The 15796-nt window shown below is 61.8% G+C and carries 17 protein-coding genes and 1 pseudogene; 9 read left to right on the forward strand and 9 right to left on the reverse strand.

Annotated features, from left to right (window positions below):
- Nucleotides 1–111: 111 nt before the first annotated feature.
- On the reverse strand, nt 112–642 hold the full coding sequence (locus ACP7B3_RS03340) for a GNAT family N-acetyltransferase (protein ID WP_426177854.1): 531 nt from the start codon (nt 640–642) through the stop codon (nt 112–114).
- Between the two features lie 153 nt (nt 643–795).
- Here ACP7B3_RS03340 and proP point away from each other — a divergent pair, with 153 nt between their 5' ends.
- Both proP and ACP7B3_RS03350 read left to right on the forward strand, forming a co-directional pair.
- Nucleotides 796–2298, forward strand: coding sequence for a glycine betaine/L-proline transporter ProP (gene proP / locus ACP7B3_RS03345; protein WP_242198223.1), 1503 nt, complete (start codon nt 796–798; stop codon nt 2296–2298).
- Nucleotides 2299–2350: 52 nt separating this feature from the next.
- Nucleotides 2351–2857 (forward strand): GAF domain-containing protein, encoded by a 507-nt coding sequence (locus ACP7B3_RS03350; RefSeq protein WP_145161140.1) that lies wholly within the window; start codon nt 2351–2353, stop codon nt 2855–2857.
- Here the strand turns inward: ACP7B3_RS03350 and ACP7B3_RS03355 are convergent.
- Both ACP7B3_RS03355 and ACP7B3_RS03360 read right to left on the reverse strand, forming a co-directional pair.
- A pseudogene (locus tag ACP7B3_RS03355) lies at nt 2832–2954 on the reverse strand (AraC family transcriptional regulator); the annotation flags it as partial. The gene ACP7B3_RS03350 and the pseudogene ACP7B3_RS03355 sit on opposite strands and share 26 nt — an antisense overlap.
- Before the next feature lie 117 nt (nt 2955–3071).
- A complete protein-coding gene (locus tag ACP7B3_RS03360; protein WP_426177857.1) occupies nt 3072–3893 on the reverse strand; it encodes an AraC family transcriptional regulator in 822 nt (273 codons plus the stop codon).
- Nucleotides 3894–3990: 97 nt separating this feature from the next.
- On the opposite strand from ACP7B3_RS03360, the gene ACP7B3_RS03365 reads away from it, so the two are divergent.
- Together ACP7B3_RS03365 and ACP7B3_RS03370 are read left to right on the forward strand one after the other, a co-directional pair.
- On the forward strand, nt 3991–5202 hold the full coding sequence (locus ACP7B3_RS03365; RefSeq protein ID WP_262210989.1) for an MFS transporter: 1212 nt from the start codon (nt 3991–3993) through the stop codon (nt 5200–5202).
- A 111-nt stretch (nt 5203–5313) separates the two neighbouring features.
- Nucleotides 5314–6480, forward strand: a complete 1167-nt coding sequence (locus tag ACP7B3_RS03370) for a GGDEF domain-containing protein (RefSeq protein ID WP_145161146.1) — start codon at nt 5314–5316, stop codon at nt 6478–6480.
- A gap of 158 nt (nt 6481–6638) precedes the next feature.
- Here ACP7B3_RS03370 and ACP7B3_RS03375 read toward each other — a convergent pair whose 3' ends face one another.
- Entirely contained in the window at nt 6639–6956 is a 318-nt protein-coding gene (locus ACP7B3_RS03375; protein ID WP_242198232.1) for a DUF2834 domain-containing protein, read from the reverse strand.
- Nucleotides 6957–7039: 83 nt separating this feature from the next.
- Here ACP7B3_RS03375 and ACP7B3_RS03380 point away from each other — a divergent pair, with 83 nt between their 5' ends.
- Both ACP7B3_RS03380 and ACP7B3_RS03385 read left to right on the forward strand, forming a co-directional pair.
- Nucleotides 7040–7828: a helix-turn-helix domain-containing protein gene (locus tag ACP7B3_RS03380; protein ID WP_426177860.1), complete on the forward strand. Its 789-nt coding sequence runs from the start codon at nt 7040–7042 to the stop codon at nt 7826–7828.
- Nucleotides 7829–7883: 55 nt separating this feature from the next.
- Nucleotides 7884–9593, forward strand: coding sequence for an amidase (locus ACP7B3_RS03385; protein WP_426178104.1), 1710 nt, complete (start codon nt 7884–7886; stop codon nt 9591–9593).
- A 554-nt stretch (nt 9594–10147) separates the two neighbouring features.
- Here ACP7B3_RS03385 and ACP7B3_RS03390 read toward each other — a convergent pair.
- The 3 genes from ACP7B3_RS03390 to ACP7B3_RS03400 are packed head-to-tail and all read right to left on the reverse strand — an operon-like array spanning nt 10148 to nt 11578.
- Complete coding sequence (locus ACP7B3_RS03390; RefSeq protein ID WP_426177862.1) at nt 10148–10885, reverse strand: CPBP family glutamic-type intramembrane protease; 738 nt, start codon at nt 10883–10885, stop codon at nt 10148–10150.
- A gap of 7 nt (nt 10886–10892) precedes the next feature.
- A complete protein-coding gene (locus tag ACP7B3_RS03395; protein WP_426177863.1) occupies nt 10893–11363 on the reverse strand; it encodes a RidA family protein in 471 nt (156 codons plus the stop codon).
- A 5-nt stretch (nt 11364–11368) separates the two neighbouring features.
- Nucleotides 11369–11578, reverse strand: a complete 210-nt coding sequence (locus tag ACP7B3_RS03400) for a DUF6434 domain-containing protein (protein WP_145161156.1) — start codon at nt 11576–11578, stop codon at nt 11369–11371.
- Between the two features lie 258 nt (nt 11579–11836).
- Here ACP7B3_RS03400 and ACP7B3_RS03405 point away from each other — a divergent pair, with 258 nt between their 5' ends.
- Nucleotides 11837–12268 carry a nuclear transport factor 2 family protein gene (locus tag ACP7B3_RS03405; RefSeq protein WP_426177865.1) on the forward strand — a complete coding sequence of 144 codons (432 nt, stop codon included), beginning with the start codon at nt 11837–11839 and terminating at the stop codon, nt 12266–12268.
- Between the two features lie 29 nt (nt 12269–12297).
- Here ACP7B3_RS03405 and ACP7B3_RS03410 read toward each other — a convergent pair whose 3' ends face one another.
- Nucleotides 12298–13623 (reverse strand): PLP-dependent aminotransferase family protein, encoded by a 1326-nt coding sequence (locus ACP7B3_RS03410; protein WP_426177867.1) that lies wholly within the window; start codon nt 13621–13623, stop codon nt 12298–12300.
- An 89-nt stretch (nt 13624–13712) separates the two neighbouring features.
- Here ACP7B3_RS03410 and ACP7B3_RS03415 point away from each other — a divergent pair, with 89 nt between their 5' ends.
- Complete coding sequence (locus ACP7B3_RS03415; RefSeq protein ID WP_426177869.1) at nt 13713–14603, forward strand: DMT family transporter; 891 nt, start codon at nt 13713–13715, stop codon at nt 14601–14603.
- Here ACP7B3_RS03415 and ACP7B3_RS03420 read toward each other — a convergent pair.
- Entirely contained in the window at nt 14600–15166 is a 567-nt protein-coding gene (locus ACP7B3_RS03420; RefSeq protein WP_426177871.1) for a YceI family protein, read from the reverse strand. The genes ACP7B3_RS03415 and ACP7B3_RS03420 overlap by 4 nt on opposite strands.
- 121 nt (nt 15167–15287) lie before the next feature.
- Between ACP7B3_RS03420 and ACP7B3_RS03425 the strand changes: the two genes are divergently transcribed.
- Nucleotides 15288–15782 (forward strand): PaaI family thioesterase, encoded by a 495-nt coding sequence (locus tag ACP7B3_RS03425; protein WP_426177873.1) that lies wholly within the window; start codon nt 15288–15290, stop codon nt 15780–15782.
- Nucleotides 15783–15796: the final 14 nt, after the last annotated feature.

Raw genomic sequence — 15796 nt, forward strand, 5'->3', positions numbered from 1 at the left:
TATGTAACGTCATATGTCGTCGTACAACTTTGACTTTTATATCGGGCCGCCTAACCGGTGTCAATCTCCAAAATTGCCTTTTAACCAGGGATTACGCAGATCTGAAAATGCTTAACTACGCGCAGTTGTAGGATGACAAATCCTGAATACCCGACTGGGTGCTTTGCCGGGCACATCATCAAGCAGGCCGAAGGGCTGCATGCCGAGCTTCTCCAGCACACGGATCGACGCGGCGTGATCCGGTCGCACCAGCCCGAATACCTGAGGCAATCCCAGCGTTTGAAACGCCATCGTCAGCGCGTCGAGGCCAAGCTCGGTGGCATAGCCCTGCCCCCAGGCATCGACCGCGAAGCGATAGCCCAGGTTGATGCGCCGCTCGGTCAGGTAATTGAGCGGCGCCACGCCGCCAAAGCCGATCAGGTGATCGGGCGCCTCGCGACGGGCAATGGTCCACCAGCCGTAGCCCTGGCTGGCCCATTGTTCGAGCCAGTGGTTGAGCAGGCGCTGTGCGTCGTCGAGGCTGGCCATTGGGCCACTCGGGTTGAACAGGTTTGTCTGCGGGTCGCCGAAGATCGCGAACAATCGGTGCACATCGCTGGGCTCTGGCGTGCGATAGATCAGGCGTGAGGCGGTGACGGGCATTCTGATAATTCCCTGGTCAGGTCGTGAAGTTCAATTCATCTGCAAAAAAAGGTAAATAGCGGTGAATTATTTCATGTCCGCTTGTATCTGAACTGACAGAGCGGTGCCATCGCAACGATGGCACCTCCCCTGTTCTGTTTTAGAGTGGCCCGCATGAAATTACGTAAGAAAAGCGTCAAACCCATCGGATTGAAAGACATCACCATCGTCGACGATGCCAAGGTGCGCAAGGCGATTACCGCCGCCGCCCTGGGTAACGCCATGGAGTGGTTCGACTTTGGTGTCTACGGTTTCGTCGCCTATGTGCTCGGCAAGGTGTTCTTCCCGGATGCCTCACCGAGCGTGCAAATGATTGCCGCCTTGGCCACCTTCTCGGTGCCCTTCCTGATTCGCCCGCTGGGTGGCCTGTTCTTCGGTGCGCTGGGCGACAAATACGGACGGCAGAAAGTCCTCGCCGCAACCATCGTCATCATGTCCTTGAGCACCTTTGCCATCGGCCTGATTCCCGGGTATGCCTCGATTGGCATCTGGGCACCGATCCTGCTGTTGCTGTGCAAAATGGCCCAAGGGTTCTCGGTAGGCGGTGAGTACACCGGCGCCTCGATCTTCGTCGCCGAGTACGCCCCGGACCGTAAACGCGGGTTCCTCGGCAGCTGGCTGGATTTTGGTTCGATTGCCGGTTTCGTGCTCGGCGCCGGTGTGGTGGTGCTGATTTCGACGATCCTCGGTGAGGCCGATTTCGAGGCGTGGGGCTGGCGTCTGCCGTTCTTCCTCGCCCTGCCTTTGGGCATCATCGGTTTGTACCTGCGTCACGCGCTGGAAGAAACCCCGGCGTTCCAGCAGCACATGGACAAACTTGAACAAGGCGACCGCCAGGGCCTGACCCACGGTCCCAAGGTGTCGTTCAAAGAGGTGGCTACCCAGCATTGGCGCAGCCTGCTGACCTGCATCGGTATCGTCGCGGCCACCAACGTGACGTACTACATGTTGCTCACCTATATGCCGAGCTACCTGTCGCACAACCTGCATTACAAAGAAAACAGCGGCGTGCTGATCATCATCGCGATCATGGTCGGCATGCTGTTCGTGCAGCCGTTCATCGGTTTTGTCAGCGACAAGATTGGCCGTAAACCCTTCATCATCGCCGGCAGCGTCGGGCTGCTGTTGCTGTCTATCCCGGCGTTTATGTTGATTACCAGCGGTAAAATCGGCCTGATTTTCGCCGGTCTGTTGATTCTGGCCGTGGTGCTGAACTTCTTCATCGGCGTGATGGCCTCGACGCTGCCGGCTATGTTCCCGACCCACATTCGCTATAGTGCGTTGGCCAGCGCGTTCAACGTCTCGGTACTGATCGCCGGCCTCACACCCACCGCGGTGGCCTGGCTGGTGGAAAGCACCAACGACCTGTACATGCCCGCTTACTACCTGATGGTGTTTGCGGTGGTCGGCCTGATTACCGGCCTGACCATGAAGGAAACCGCGAACAAGCCGTTGCGCGGCGCGGCGCCAGCAGCGTCCGATATGGAAGAAGCCAAGGAAATACTGCAAGAGCACCATGACAATATCGAGCAGAAGATCGAAGACATCGATGCCGAAATTGCCGCCCTGGAAGCCAAGCGCCAGAACCTGGTGCAACAGCATCCGCGAATCAACTGATACCTGACCATGCGTGCTGGCCCCCGCCGCCACGCCACTGGAGTGCCCAAGCATGGTTCCAAGCGTCACCGCAGCCCACTCGTTACTCAGCGCGGACGAACGCGCCGCCATCGCCGAAATCGAAGCCACTACCAGCATCCTGCAACTGGTAACCCGCCTGACCGGCATGCGCTTTGCCGGCATTGCCAAATTCACTGACCTGAAATGGGTGGTGTGCTCGGCCTATGACCCGCTGCACATGGGGATTCATGTCGACGACGTACTCGACCTGGAAACTACCTTGTGCAGTGAATTCTGCGTCGACCCGCAGGCTCTGTTCATTCCGCAAATCAGCCAGAATGGCCGCTTTGCCACCCGCCCGGTGGTCAAGCAGTACGCCATCGAAAGTTACGCCGGTGCGCCGATCTTTCTGCCCGATGGCCGCCTGTTCGGCGCGCTGTGTGCACTGGACTCACGGGCGATGCTGTTTGACGACCCCAACCTGCCGGAAACCCTGAGCCTGTTTGCGCGGCTGATTGGCTGTATTTTCTTCGCTAACCTGACAACAGCTGATCAGTAACCACCGCCCTGCCCCGCCGTGCAGCACTCTCGCGCTTTGGCGGCATGCCAAACAATCGGCTGAACTGTGAAGTGCTTTCATAGCCCACAGCGCCCGCAGGCTGGTGGATTTGGCTTTTCATTTGGCAATCGCCTCGTGTGCCACCCTGGGTATCGCCAGCCTCTTGGCTTACCTGACCTCGCGGCGTGCCACAGCGACCTACGTACCCCCAGCGCTACCTGAAAAACTGACTCGGGGTTTTGCCAAACTGTTTCTTGAACATGCTGGTGAACGCGCTTGGGCTTTCATAGCCCAGCTCGATGGCCACATCGATGATCTTCTCCCCCACCGCAATGCGCTCCAGCGCCAGCAGCAACCGCGCCTGCTGGCGCCATTGGCCGAAGGTCAGGCCGGTTTCCTTGCGGAACAGGCGCTGGATGGTTTTCTGGTCCAGGTCCAGGCGATCACCCCAATCGGCGACCGTCGAGGCATCACCCGGTTCCTGCTGCAGCGCCTGGCAGATACGGTTGATGCGCAGGTCGGCCGGCTGGGGCAGTGACAGCGGCAAGGCCGGCAGGATCGCGAGTTCGTCGAGGATCAGGTGCATGATCCTCGCCTCGCGCGAGTCCTCGGCGTACGGCGGCTTCAAACTCACCGAGGCTTTGATCAGCTCGCTCAACAACGGCGACACACTGACGGTCTTGGGCTCGCTCGGCAGGTTGGGGAAACAGTCCGGGCGCACAAACACGCTGCGCATCTTCAACGTGCCCACGCAACGCAGCGAATGCACTTGCCCGCTGGGCATCCAGAACCCGCGATTGGGCGGCACCGTCCATTGGTTCAACGCCGAATACACCACCATCACGCCTTCGACGGCGTACAACAGTTGATGCTTTTCGTGACTGTGGTCGGGGATCACCCAGTTTTCGGGGTAATCGGTCGCAGAACTGATGACAGCCCAGTCGCCCTCGTCGATCTCCCGCAGAAATACATCCAGTGGTTTGATGATTTCGCCCTTTTTGCGATGGTTGGCGCCCGAATTACGCGAGACAGGCATTTTCAGCGAATCTAGCATAAACGTCGCAACATTTAGAAACGGGCAGCGCGCTAAAGTACGCACTGCCCCTGTTCGCTGCCTTGTATGGAATGCCTGCATGTCGAGCCTGACCGCGCCACCCGCCACTGCAACCGCTACGCCGCAAATAAGCCCCTTGGTCATGCGTGTCCTGGGCGCCTGTGCCCTGGCGCACATGATCAACGACCTGATTCAGGCCGTGCTGCCGTCGATCTACCCGATGCTCAAGGCCAACTACGGGCTGAGCTTTACCCAGGTCGGCCTGATCACCCTTACCTTCCAGTTGACCGCGTCCTTGCTGCAACCCTGGATCGGCTACCACACCGACCGCCATCCCAAGCCCTGGCTGCTGCCGGCGGGCATGGTGTGCACGCTGATCGGCATCCTGATGCTGGCGTTTGTCGGCACCTTCCCGTTGATCCTGTTGGCGGCGGCGCTGGTCGGGGTCGGGTCGTCGACCTTCCACCCGGAAACCTCACGCGTGGCACGCCTTGCCTCGGGCGGGCGCTATGGCCTGGCACAATCGACCTTCCAGGTTGGCGGCAACACCGGCAGCGCGTTTGGCCCGTTGCTGGCGGCGGCGATCATCATTCCCTACGGCCAAACCCATATCGCCTGGTTCGGGCTGTTCGCCGTGTTCGCGATCATGGTGCTGTATGGCTTGAGCCGCTGGTACCGCCACCACCTCAACCTGTTCAAGCTCAAGCAAGGCGGCAAGGCCACCCACGGTTTGTCCAAGGGCCGCGTGACGTTTGCCCTGGTGGTACTGGCGCTGCTGGTGTTCTCCAAATACTTCTACATGACCAGCCTGACCAGCTACTTCACCTTTTACCTGATCGAGAAATTCCACCTGTCGGTGGCCAGCTCGCAGATGTACCTGTTCCTGTTCCTCGGCGCTGTGGCCGTCGGCACCTTTGCCGGTGGCCCGATTGGCGACAAGATCGGCCGCAAGAAAGTCATCTGGTTCTCGATCCTCGGCGCCGCGCCCTTCACCCTGGCCTTGCCCTACGTCGACCTGTTCTGGACGGCCGTGCTCAGCGTGGTGATCGGCTTCATCATCGCCTCGGCCTTCTCGGCCATCGTGGTCTTCGCCCAGGAACTGGTGCCCGGCAACGTCGGGATGATCGCCGGGATCTTCTTCGGCCTGATGTTCGGCTTCAGCGGGATTGGCGCCGCGCTGCTGGGCTTGCTCGCCGACAACCATGGCATTGAGTACGTCTACAAAATCTGTTCGTTCCTGCCACTGGCGGGCATCCTGACGATCCTGCTGCCTTCAACCAAGGGCGTCTGACCGGCCAATCATCGGCTGGCCGTATGCTATTACACGGAGTGCTCTGAAAAACCTGCGTGTGCGCTTACAATCCGGATATTCAAGCGCACACCCAGGCAGACCCGGCACGACATGACGCTCGACCCTCCTACGATTCTGATATTGACCATCGCGCTGGCCGCCGCTGCCGCCCTGTATCTGGCGGTGGAATGGCGCAGCGTGCGCGAGCCGTCGCTGCTGTTCTGGGCGGCAGGTTTCGCGATCATCAGCGTCGGCTCCACCCTGGCCCTGCTGCGCAGCAGCGGCCTGTTGATGATCGGTATCTGGTTTGCCAACGGCTTGCTGGTGAGCGCGCACTGGCTGTTTTTGCTCGGCGTGGCCCGCTTTACCCACGTGCGCCTGTCGCGCGCCTGGCTGCTGATGCTGGTCGCCTGGCTCGGCATGCTGCTGTTGCCCGGCGACCAGGCGTGGTCCAAAGCCATGCTGATGGTCAACTCATTGCTGGTCGCGTTGCCGACCTTGCGCGCCAGTTTCCTGCTGCGCCCCCACGGTAAATCCCTGAGCATCGGCGCGGTGCAATTGCGCTATGTATTGCTGCTTCACGGCACCTTTTATGTGGCCAAGGCGCTGTCGGTAATCATCCCCGGCACGCTGATCGATCTTGCCGCGTTCAAGGGCGAAATCATCCAGGTTTCGTTGGTGGAGGGCGCAATGGCGATCATGTTGATCGCGTTGTCGATGACCGGCTCCGAGCGCTATCGGCGCGAACAGCAGATTGCCCGGCTGGCGGCCCGCGACCCGCTGACGGCGCTGTACAACCGCCGCGCCCTGGATGTGCGTGCGCCGCAGCTGTTAGCGCAGGTATCGCCGCAACAGCCGGGCGCGTTGCTGTTGATCGATATCGACAACTTCAAACTGGTCAACGACCTCTACGGGCATACCGCCGGCGACCGTTTGCTGATTGCCTTGAGCGAAATGATCCGCACCGTGGTGCCCGAAGGCGCGCTGGCGGCTCGCCTGGGCGGGGATGAGTTTGTGATCCTGTTGACCAAGGCCTCGACCGCCCAGATTGTCGAGCTGGGCAGCCGCTTGCGTGAGCAGTTCCGGCAGTTGGCCGCACACACCTTCACCACCCCGGCACCGGTCACCCTGAGCATCGGCGCCAACCTGTTCGACCAGCCACCGCCGAGTCTGACGGCGCTGATCGAACAAGGCGACACCACGCTCTATGAAAGCAAACGCGGCGGGCGTGACAGCATTCGGCTGGTGGACCGAACGGGAACCGGTTCGTACGGTTAATGGCTTGTTGTGGCGAGCGGGCTTGCCCCGCGTTGGGCTGCGCAGCAGCCTCATAAAGGACGCCGCATTGTTTCAGGGACACCGCGTCGGCAGTTTTTTGGGGCTGCTGCGCAACCCAACGCGGGGCAAGCCCGCTCGCCACATCAAATCCGCTTGCCTCAGGTTTGGTGGTGACGGTGTGCAAACCCATTCACGACGATGTAAAGCAACGGCCCCACCGACACAAACACCGCCGTCAGCAAAAAATACGGCACCAGCGAAGCCAGCGAGCGCCCTCGCCCGCGCGCATCCCGGTACATCCACGCGCACGCAAGCAGCGCCATCAGGTACAGGTCAATCACTACCTGCGCGGTGTCCGGCCGCGACATCAATTCCCGCCCAAATGCCAACAGTGATTGCTCGGCCGTGAGCATCGTAGCCAAGGTATACAACGAAAAACCCAGCAAACCGGCCAGGGCGAAATAAGGTCTGCGCATGGTGCCTTCCTTGAAAGGATCGAGGCTCAACATAGTGATAAGGTTGCGCCTCTCGCAATGACCTCGGAGGTCATGATCAGGCCATGGACACCCCTTCAACTGCCGGCCAGCACCTGCGCCAATTGCGTCGACACGCCAAGCTCAGCCAGCTGGACCTGGCCTTGATCACGGGCGTTTCCCAGCGCCACCTCAGTTGCATCGAAACCGGCCGCGCCAAGCCAGGCCCGGTTACTTTGCATACTCTGCTGACGGCGCTGGAGGCCCCGCTGGAGCAGTGCAACCAGGTGTTCCTCGCCGCCGGCTACGCGCCGCGTTACACCGCCACCCCACTCGCCGCACCCGCCATGGCCGCCGTCCGTGAAGCCGTCAGCCATGTGCTGCACGCCAACAACCCCGCCCCGGCGATTCTGCTGGGCAGCGAGTGGCAAGTGCTCGCCGCCAACGCCAGCACCGGCCTGTTGTTTGAGCTGGTCGGGATTGAGCCGAATGCCGCCGATGGGCTGAACCTGCTGACCACGCTGTTGCAAACCGGCGGCCTGGGCGATCACCTGATCAACGCCGAAGAAATCCGCACCGTCGCCTGGCAACGCGCAACCCGCGAAGCGCTGGGGAATCCTGCATTGGCGGGGTTACTGGCCCGTTTGCCGGTGCCGAGCAGCACCGAGTTGCCCAATGAAATGCCGCCGCTGGTGTTCACGCGCATCCGCTCACATCGCGGTGAACTGAATTTCCTGTCGACCTTCACCACCTTCGGCATGCCCCAGGACATCACCCTCACGTCACTGCGCATCGAACATCTGATTCCTGCTGACGCGCCCACGTGGCAAGTGATGCGCGCCGCTTACGCGGAATATGCGGCGCTGGTTTTGTGAAATATCTGTACGTAGACTGCCGCCATACCCCCCACCTGAAGGCGGCGAAAAAAACCTGATGCAAGTTACCGAAGTCTCCATTGCCCAATTGCGCGCTGCGCTTGAAAGCGGCCAGACCACTGCCGTTGAACTGGTTAAGGCTTACCTGGCACGCATCGAGGCCTATGACGGCCCGCAGACCGCGACCCAGTTGAACGCCGTGGTGGTGCGCAACCCGCAAGCGCTTGAAGAAGCCCAGGCCGCCGATGCGCGCCGGGCCAAGGGCGAAACCTTGGGGCCATTGGACGGCATTCCCTACACCGCCAAGGACAGCTACCTGGTCAAAGGCCTGACGGCAGCCTCCGGCAGCCCGGCCTTCGCCACGCTGGTGGCGCAGCGCGACGCCTTCACCATCGAGCGCCTGCGCGCCGGCGGCGCTATCTGCCTGGGCAAGACCAACATGCCGCCGATGGCCAATGGCGGGATGCAGCGCGGCGTTTATGGCCGTGCAGAAAGCCCGTACAACGCTGACTACCTGACGGCGCCGTTTGCCTCCGGCTCGTCCAACGGCGCGGGCACCGCAACGGCAGCCAGCTTCGCCGCCTTCGGGTTGGCCGAGGAAACCTGGTCGAGCGGGCGCGGCCCGGCGTCCAACAATGGCTTGTGTGCCTACACGCCGTCGCGCGGGATTATTTCCGTACGCGGCAACTGGCCGCTGACGCCAACCATGGACGTGGTGGTGCCGTACGCACGCACCATGGCCGACCTGCTCGAAGTGCTCGACGTCGTGGTCGCCGAAGACACCGACACGCGCGGCGACCTCTGGCGCCTGCAACCGTGGGTGCCGATTCCGAGCGTGGCGTCGGTGCGCCCGGCCTCTTACGCTGACCTGGCTGTGGGCAGCGAATCCCTGGCCGGCAAGCGTTTCGGCGTGCCGCGCATGTACATCAATGCCGACCCCGAGGCCGGCACCAGCGAGAAACCCGGGATCGGCGGGCCGACCGGGCAAAAGATCAACACCCGCGCCAGCGTGATCGACCTGTGGCACGCCGCGCGCCAGGCGTTGGAAGCGGCTGGCGCCGAAGTGATTGAAGTCGACTTCCCACTGGTCTCCAACTGTGAAGGCGACCGCCCTGGCGCGCCGACGGTGTTTACCCGTGGCTTGGTCTCCAAGGAGTTTTTGCACGACGAATTGTGGGAGCTGTCGGCCTGGGCGTTCGATGATTTCCTGCGCGCCAACGACGACCCGGCACTCAACCGCCTGGCGGATGTCGACGGGCCGAAAATCTTCCCGCACGACCCTGGCACCCTGCCCAACCGTGAAGACGATTTGGCCGCCGGCATGGACGAATACGTGCGCATGGCCGAGCGCGGCATCACACCGTGGAACGAAATCAGCACCGTGCCGGATGGCCTGCGCGGGCTGGAACAGACCCGGCGCATCGACCTGGAAGACTGGATGGACGCACGGGGTCTGGACGCGGTGTTGTTCCCGACCGTGGCCGATGTCGGCCCGGCCGATGCCGACGTAAACGAAGCCTCGGCGGATATCGCCTGGAGCAACGGCGTCTGGGTGGCTAACGGCAACCTCGCGATCCGCCACCTGGGCGTGCCGACCGTCACCGTGCCGATGGGCGTGATGGCGGACATCGGCATGCCAGTGGGGTTGACCTTCGCCGGGCGTGCCTATGACGATTCGGCGCTGCTGCGCTTTGCTTCGGCGTATGAAGCCACCGGCAGCAAACGCCTGATCCCGCCGCGTACGCCGCCGCTGGCAGCTGGCTAAACACGGTCCGATTGTGGGAGCTGGCTTGCCTGCGATAGCGGTGGGTCAGCCAGCCCATTTGTCACTGAAAGACCGCCTTCGCGGGCAAGCCCGCTCCCACAGTTTTTGACTGCATTTCAGGCCACGCCAATCAGCAGCAGCCTAAACACGGTCAACCTGTGGGAGCTGGCTTGCCTGCGATAACGGTGGATCAGCCAGCCTATTTGCCACTGACAGACCGCCTTCGCGGGCAAGCCCGCTCCCACAGTTTTAACTGCATTTCAGGCCACGCCGATCAGCAGCAGCCTAAACACGTTCAACCTGTGGGAACTGGCTGGCCTGCGATAGCGGTGGATCAGCCTGCCCATTTGTCACTGACAGGCCGTTATCGCGGGCAAGCCCGCTCCCACAGTTTTTGACTGCATTTCAGGCCGCGCCGATCAGCAACCGCCTACACACGCTCCAATTGTGGGAGCTGGCTTGCCTGCGATAGCGGTGGATCAGCCAGCCTATTTGTCACTGAAAGGCCGCCTTCGCGGGCAAGCCCGCTCCCACAAGTTTTACTGTATTTCACATCAAGCCAGGTAGGGCACGGCAATCAGCAGGATGGCCGTGCCATGGGCCACGGTCGCCGGCAACACGCCGTAGCGCATGCGCACCAGTGCGCAGGCCAGCCCTTCGATCAGGGTGAACAGCAATACCGGCCAGCCCAGCTGGGTGACACTCAAGGCCAGGAACGCATGGCAGGCCGCAAAGGCTACGCCGCTGATCAATGCCGCGCGCCATGGCGTCACTTGCTGTTCGAGGTAGCCCTGCAAAAACCCGCGAAACAGCACCTCTTCCAACGCATTCGCGCCATAAGCCAGGACCACCATACCCGGCAGCCAGACCCAGTAGCCGTGAATCTTGAACGCCTCGATGCCCTGGTAAACCCGCAGCGGCACACCGAGCAAACAGCCCACCACAAGCCCCACGGCCAGGCCCAGCGCAGGATTGCCGATGGTCCAGCGCATCAGCTGCCATAACTGCGGCGCCGTGCGTGCAAGCAACATGATCAGCAGCACTGACACCCCGCCCAGCGCCGCCAACACAAAGGCATTCGCGCTGAACGCAATCTGCACCTCGCTGCTGAGCGACCACATCCCCAGCGGCGTCATCGCGTCACGCATCAACACAAATGCCGTCAGCAGGATCAGGATGCGCATCGCCTGCATTGCCCTGGGCGTCAGCGCAAACCACAGCCCAAACAGCACCAGCCCCGGCGCCAGGTGAATGCCGTAGTTGATCAGTACGCCCATGCCTTGGCTGATCATGCCGGCTTCAACCCTGGGCGACGGCAATCATGTCGATCTCGACCGCTGCCGATTTCGGCAACTGCATCACCCCCACCGAGGTGCGGGTGTGCGTGCCGGCGCTGCCGAGAATTTCATGTAGCAGGTCCGACGCACCGTTGGCCACCTCGCTTTGCTGATCAAAGTCTTCGGCGCTGCGCACGTACACGGTGATACGTGCGATGGCCTTGACTTGATCCAGCGAGCCCAATGCCTGCTTGAGCAAGCCCAGGCAACGCAGCGCGCTGATGCCGGCGGCGATTTGTGCCTGGGCCAGGGTCAGGCTTTCGCCGACTTTGCCGGGCAGCACGATCGTGTCGCCAACCCGCGGGATCTGGCCGCTGATGTACAGGTGGTGACCATCGCGCACCAAGGGTGTGTAGTTGCCGCCGATTTTGAACTCATTCAGTTGATAGCCGAGACGCTGCTGGGCCGCCTGGTATTTTTCGTCTGCTGTCATGCTCGTCAAACCTCGTTGCGACGTTGCCACTCATCCACCACATCGCCCAGGGTCTTGGGGATGTCGCTGCGAATCCAGGCCATGAAAGGCCGGTCGAACTTGAACCCCGGACCGCAGTGTTCAAGCATGAAACGGCGAACGTTCTGGGTGTTTTTGTAGTGGGGGGTGACGGGGGTAGCGCGAGTAATGACGTCGCTGTGCCAGTTAAAATCCATTTTCCCCTCGGGCGCTTATGGTGTGTCGGCAGTAGCATAGCGATGTGCTACTTGAGCAGGAAGCGGCAAGGCAAAACTCGCACCACCAGCTCTTGTGTTGGGATGTCGTACAAGACCTCGCTGCGTTCATAACGAGACGAAGACTAACCCTTTCAAGATATTTCGAAATTTCACTTTCCTTCCCCATCACAAATATTGCATGGTTGTACGACGACTTAAATCATCGTGCCCGCCCCCAACAACAATAAGGAAACACCCATGCAAAACGTCAAAGTGCTGATCGGTTTTCTGTGCCTGTTCACCGGCTACGTCGCAGCTGCGCCTGCCCCCGCCGAAAAGGATGTGGCCCAAGCGGTCGACCAACTGACCCAAGCCATGTTGCACCTGGACCTCAAGCAGCTTCATGCGCTGACCTCCGACAAACTCACCTACGGCCACTCCAGCGGCAAGGTGCAGAACAAAGAGCAATTCATTGCTGATCTGGAAACCCACACCAGCGCGTTTAAGACCCTCGAAATGCAGAACCAGACCATTACCCTCGACGGCGACACCGCCCTGGTGCGCAATCACTTTCACGCACTGGCGGTGAACAGCGGCGTAGACACGCCAACCGACATCGACAACTTCCAGGTCTGGCAGAAGCAAAAAGGCAAATGGCTGCTGATCGGGCGTCAGGCTTACAAATACTGATGGCTGGCGGTGAGCTGGCGCGCCTCAGCTCACCATTGCACCACCTCGCGAACCTTCGCCAGCGCCTCGCGCAGCGCCGACATGCTCACCGAGCCCAACGCCAAACGCAGCGCGTGGGGCACGGTTGCCGAGACCGCAAACGGCTCGGCGGTCGACACCGAAATACCCTCGCGCTGCAAGGCCATGGCGATCTGATCGGCCCTGGCCTCTTCACCCAGCGGCAGCCACAGAAAATACGATGACGGGTGGCTGATGTAATGCACGCCCTTGAGCACGTGCGCCGCCAAGGCCTGTCGCGCGCTGGCATCCTGGCGCTTTTGCGCTTCCAGCTGGTCGACCGTGCCGTCCTCGATCCAGGCCACGGCCATCGCACTCATGACACCGGGCACGTTCCAGGTGGTGGCCATGATGGTGCGTTCCAGTTTCTTTACCCAGGCCGGTGGCGCGGCAATAAAGCCGACCCGCAACCCGGTCGCGACGCTCTTGGAAAACCCGCCGACGTACACCGTGCGCTCAGGCGCCAGGGTTGCCAATGGTGGCGGCGCTTCTGCTGCCAGAAACGCGTAGGCCGCGTCCTCGATGATCATCAGGTTGTGTTGTCGGGCAATGCCGACTAATTCCTCACGCTGTTCCAGGCTCATCACCCAACCCAACGGGTTATGCAAGGTCGGAATGCTGTACACCGCGCGCACCGGGCGTTTGCTGCACAGGCGTTGCAGGGCGTCCAGATCCGGGCCACTGGCAGTGACCGGGATCGCGACGATTTCCAGGTGCAGGGTTTCGGCCAGCACTTTAAAGCCTGAATACGTCAGGGCATCGACGGCAATCACATCCCCCGGTTTGAGCAATGCCATCATCGTCACCGCCAAGCCGTGCTGGGCACCGCTGACCACCAGTACTTGCTCGGCCTCCACCACCAGCCCTCGGCTCAACAGGTGCCGCGCCACGGCCGCGCGCTCGTGCAGGCGGCCGGCATGGGGCTGGTAGCGCAGCAGCGCCTCCAGGTCGCCCGACAGCGCCAGTTGGCGCAACGCCGTGCGCAGCAAATCGGCCTGGCCTGGCAGCGACGGGTAGTTGAAATTGAGGTCGAGCATGCCCGTCGCCACCGTCATCTGCCCACTGCCCTGCCCCGGCGGCAATGAAATCTCGCGCACGAAAGTGCCGCGCCCGGTTTCGCCACTGACCAGGCCCATCGCCTCAAGCTCGCTGTACACCCGGCTGGCCGTGACCAGCGCCAGGCCATGGTCGGCGGCCAATTGCCGGTGGGTGGGCAGACGCGTGCCGGGTGGCAGCGCACCGCTGCGGATATCCGCGGCAAAAGCATCGACCAGCGACTTGTAGCGAGCACGTGGCATAGGTGATGTATCCATGACAATTTTTTGATTGTCTTAATCTTCGATCCTAGGATGGCCGAACGCAACCTAACCTTTTCAGGCACGCCCTCATGGAACGCACCCTTCGCCTCAACAGCCTCGACAGCAGCACTCAAGGTTGGATCAACGGCTTTATTGGCGTGCTCATTTTCAGCGGCTCACTGCCGGCGACGCGCCTGGCGGTGATGGAGTTCGACCCGGTATTTCTGACCATGATCCGCGCCACCCTCGCCGCCGCGCTGGGGCTGTGCCTGCTCGGTGTGTTCAAGGAGACACGCCCCACACGCGCGCAGTGGATGCCGCTGGCAGTCGTCGCGCTCGGTGTGGTGATTGGCTTCCCGCTGCTGACGGCACTGGCGTTGCAATACGTGACCTCGGCGCACTCCATTGTCTTCATCGGCCTGCTGCCGCTGGCCACGGCGGTATTCGGCGTGCTGCGTGGCGGCGAGCGGCCGCGCCCGGTGTTCTGGCTGTTTTCGATGCTCGGCAGCCTGTTGGTGATGGGCTACGCCGTCGCCCAAGGCTTGAGCGCCGCGCCCGTGGGTGACGTACTGATGCTGTTGGCAGTGCTGGCATGCGGTTTGGGCTATGCCGAGGGCGCCACATTGTCGCGCACCTTGGGCGGGTGGCAGGTGATCTGCTGGGCGCTGGTGGTGTCGCTGCCAGTGGTGGCGCCGCTGAGTCTGATCCTCGCCCCCGCGACCTTGAGCGGCATCAGCCTGCCGGCCTGGCTGAGCCTGGGCTATGTGGCGTTGTTCAGCATGCTCATCGGCTTTGTGTTCTGGTACCGCGGCCTGGCCCAGGGGGGCATCGCCGCCGTCGGCCAGTTGCAGTTGCTGCAACCCTTCTTCGGCCTAGCGCTGGCGGCGGGCCTGCTGCATGAGCAGGTCAGCCTCGGCATGGTGCTGGTGACGGTTGCGGTGATCGGCTGCGTGGCCGGCGCGAAGCGCTTCGCGCGCTAACGCTGCGGCGCAACCATCTTGAACTTGATGGTGATGTCGTTGGACACCACGCTGTTGCCCGCCCACTCACCTTCGCCAATCTTGAAGTCGTCGCGCTTGAGCACGAACTCACCGTCGAACACGCCGATGCCGCTTTGCTCCTTTAGCTGCACAGTGATGTCCACCGGCCGCGTGGTGCCCTTGATCGTCAGGTTGCCGGTGATCGTGTAGCGGTTGTCGCCCAGCGCGGTGGCACCGCTGGATTCATACACGCCGACCGGATAGGCCGTGGTGTCGAACCACGCCGGTTGTTGCAACTGGGTATTGGCGTCCGGGCTGCCGGCGTCGATGCTGGCGAGCTGGATCTTGAGCAACGCATGCGCCGCCTCGGGCTTTTGCGTATCGAACGTCAGGGTGCCTTCAAAGTCGCTGAAGGTGCCATACACCCGCTGCCCGAACTGCTGGAAAGTAAAGCTGATCTGGCTGGCGGTGCGGTTGACGTCTTTGTATTCCACGGCCTGCGCGCTGGAAAACCAACCGAAGACGAGGGCCAGCAAAAACACCTTGGACATTCGACGCTTCATGAAACGCTCCGCGAGAAAAAAGGACACACGTGCTGAGCTAACACGCCATGGCATGGATTTATTCCCATCGGGCGCGCGTCCTGCTAAACAGAGTAGTCGCGAAAAACAATAAGGACTTTTCATGCCCACCCCTTCTCTGCAGGACATCACCGCCCCCGAAGGCATCTGCTACGGCTGTGGCGGCAGCAACCCGCATGGCCTGCACATCAAAAGCCGTTGGGACGCCGATGGCATCCATGTCATCGCCGAGCATCAACCCGAGGCCAAATACAGCGGCTGGCCCGACCTGGTCTACGGCGGCCTGATCGCCATGCTGGTGGACTGCCACTCCAACTGGACGGCCATGGCTTATCACTACCGCGCCGAGCAACGTGCACCCGGCAGCTTGCCGCGCATCGATTGCGTCACCGGCAACCTCGGCATCAAATTCATCAAACCCACGCCCATGGGCGTCACGCTGAGCCTGCGCGCGCGGGTTGAGGGCGAGGTGGGACGCAAAAGCCGCGTGGTCTGCGAGGTGTACGCAGGTGACGTGCTCACTGCCATCGGTGACTCGGTGTTCGTGCGCGTCGACACTGGGCAACTGGCCGCTGCCGCGCATGGTCGCGCGGACTGATCCTGGTCTACATT

This window comes from Pseudomonas sp. TWRC1-2, from assembly GCF_049896685.1.
Classification (GTDB): domain Bacteria; phylum Pseudomonadota; class Gammaproteobacteria; order Pseudomonadales; family Pseudomonadaceae; genus Aquipseudomonas.

Bases quoted from the DNA above. Each gene is read 5' to 3' on its own strand.
- ACP7B3_RS03400 (WP_145161156.1), bottom strand. From the start codon at position 11,578: ATGGATTTTAACTGGCACAGCGACGTCATTACTCGCGCTACCCCCGTC.
- ACP7B3_RS03405 (WP_426177865.1), top strand. From the start codon at position 11,837: ATGCAAAACGTCAAAGTGCTGATCGGTTTTCTGTGCCTGTTCACCGGC.
- ACP7B3_RS03350 (WP_145161140.1), top strand. From the start codon at position 2,351: ATGGTTCCAAGCGTCACCGCAGCCCACTCGTTACTCAGCGCGGACGAA.
- ACP7B3_RS03425 (WP_426177873.1), top strand. From the start codon at position 15,288: ATGCCCACCCCTTCTCTGCAGGACATCACCGCCCCCGAAGGCATCTGC.
- ACP7B3_RS03410 (WP_426177867.1), bottom strand. From the start codon at position 13,623: ATGCCACGTGCTCGCTACAAGTCGCTGGTCGATGCTTTTGCCGCGGAT.
- ACP7B3_RS03340 (WP_426177854.1), bottom strand. From the start codon at position 642: ATGCCCGTCACCGCCTCACGCCTGATCTATCGCACGCCAGAGCCCAGC.
- ACP7B3_RS03370 (WP_145161146.1), top strand. From the start codon at position 5,314: ATGACGCTCGACCCTCCTACGATTCTGATATTGACCATCGCGCTGGCC.
- ACP7B3_RS03380 (WP_426177860.1), top strand. From the start codon at position 7,040: ATGGACACCCCTTCAACTGCCGGCCAGCACCTGCGCCAATTGCGTCGA.
- ACP7B3_RS03375 (WP_242198232.1), bottom strand. From the start codon at position 6,956: ATGCGCAGACCTTATTTCGCCCTGGCCGGTTTGCTGGGTTTTTCGTTG.
- ACP7B3_RS03365 (WP_262210989.1), top strand. From the start codon at position 3,991: ATGTCGAGCCTGACCGCGCCACCCGCCACTGCAACCGCTACGCCGCAA.
- ACP7B3_RS03390 (WP_426177862.1), bottom strand. From the start codon at position 10,885: ATGATCAGCCAAGGCATGGGCGTACTGATCAACTACGGCATTCACCTG.
- ACP7B3_RS03415 (WP_426177869.1), top strand. From the start codon at position 13,713: ATGGAACGCACCCTTCGCCTCAACAGCCTCGACAGCAGCACTCAAGGT.
- ACP7B3_RS03360 (WP_426177857.1), bottom strand. From the start codon at position 3,893: ATGCCTGTCTCGCGTAATTCGGGCGCCAACCATCGCAAAAAGGGCGAA.
- ACP7B3_RS03395 (WP_426177863.1), bottom strand. From the start codon at position 11,363: ATGACAGCAGACGAAAAATACCAGGCGGCCCAGCAGCGTCTCGGCTAT.
- ACP7B3_RS03420 (WP_426177871.1), bottom strand. From the start codon at position 15,166: ATGAAGCGTCGAATGTCCAAGGTGTTTTTGCTGGCCCTCGTCTTCGGT.
- proP (WP_242198223.1), top strand. From the start codon at position 796: ATGAAATTACGTAAGAAAAGCGTCAAACCCATCGGATTGAAAGACATC.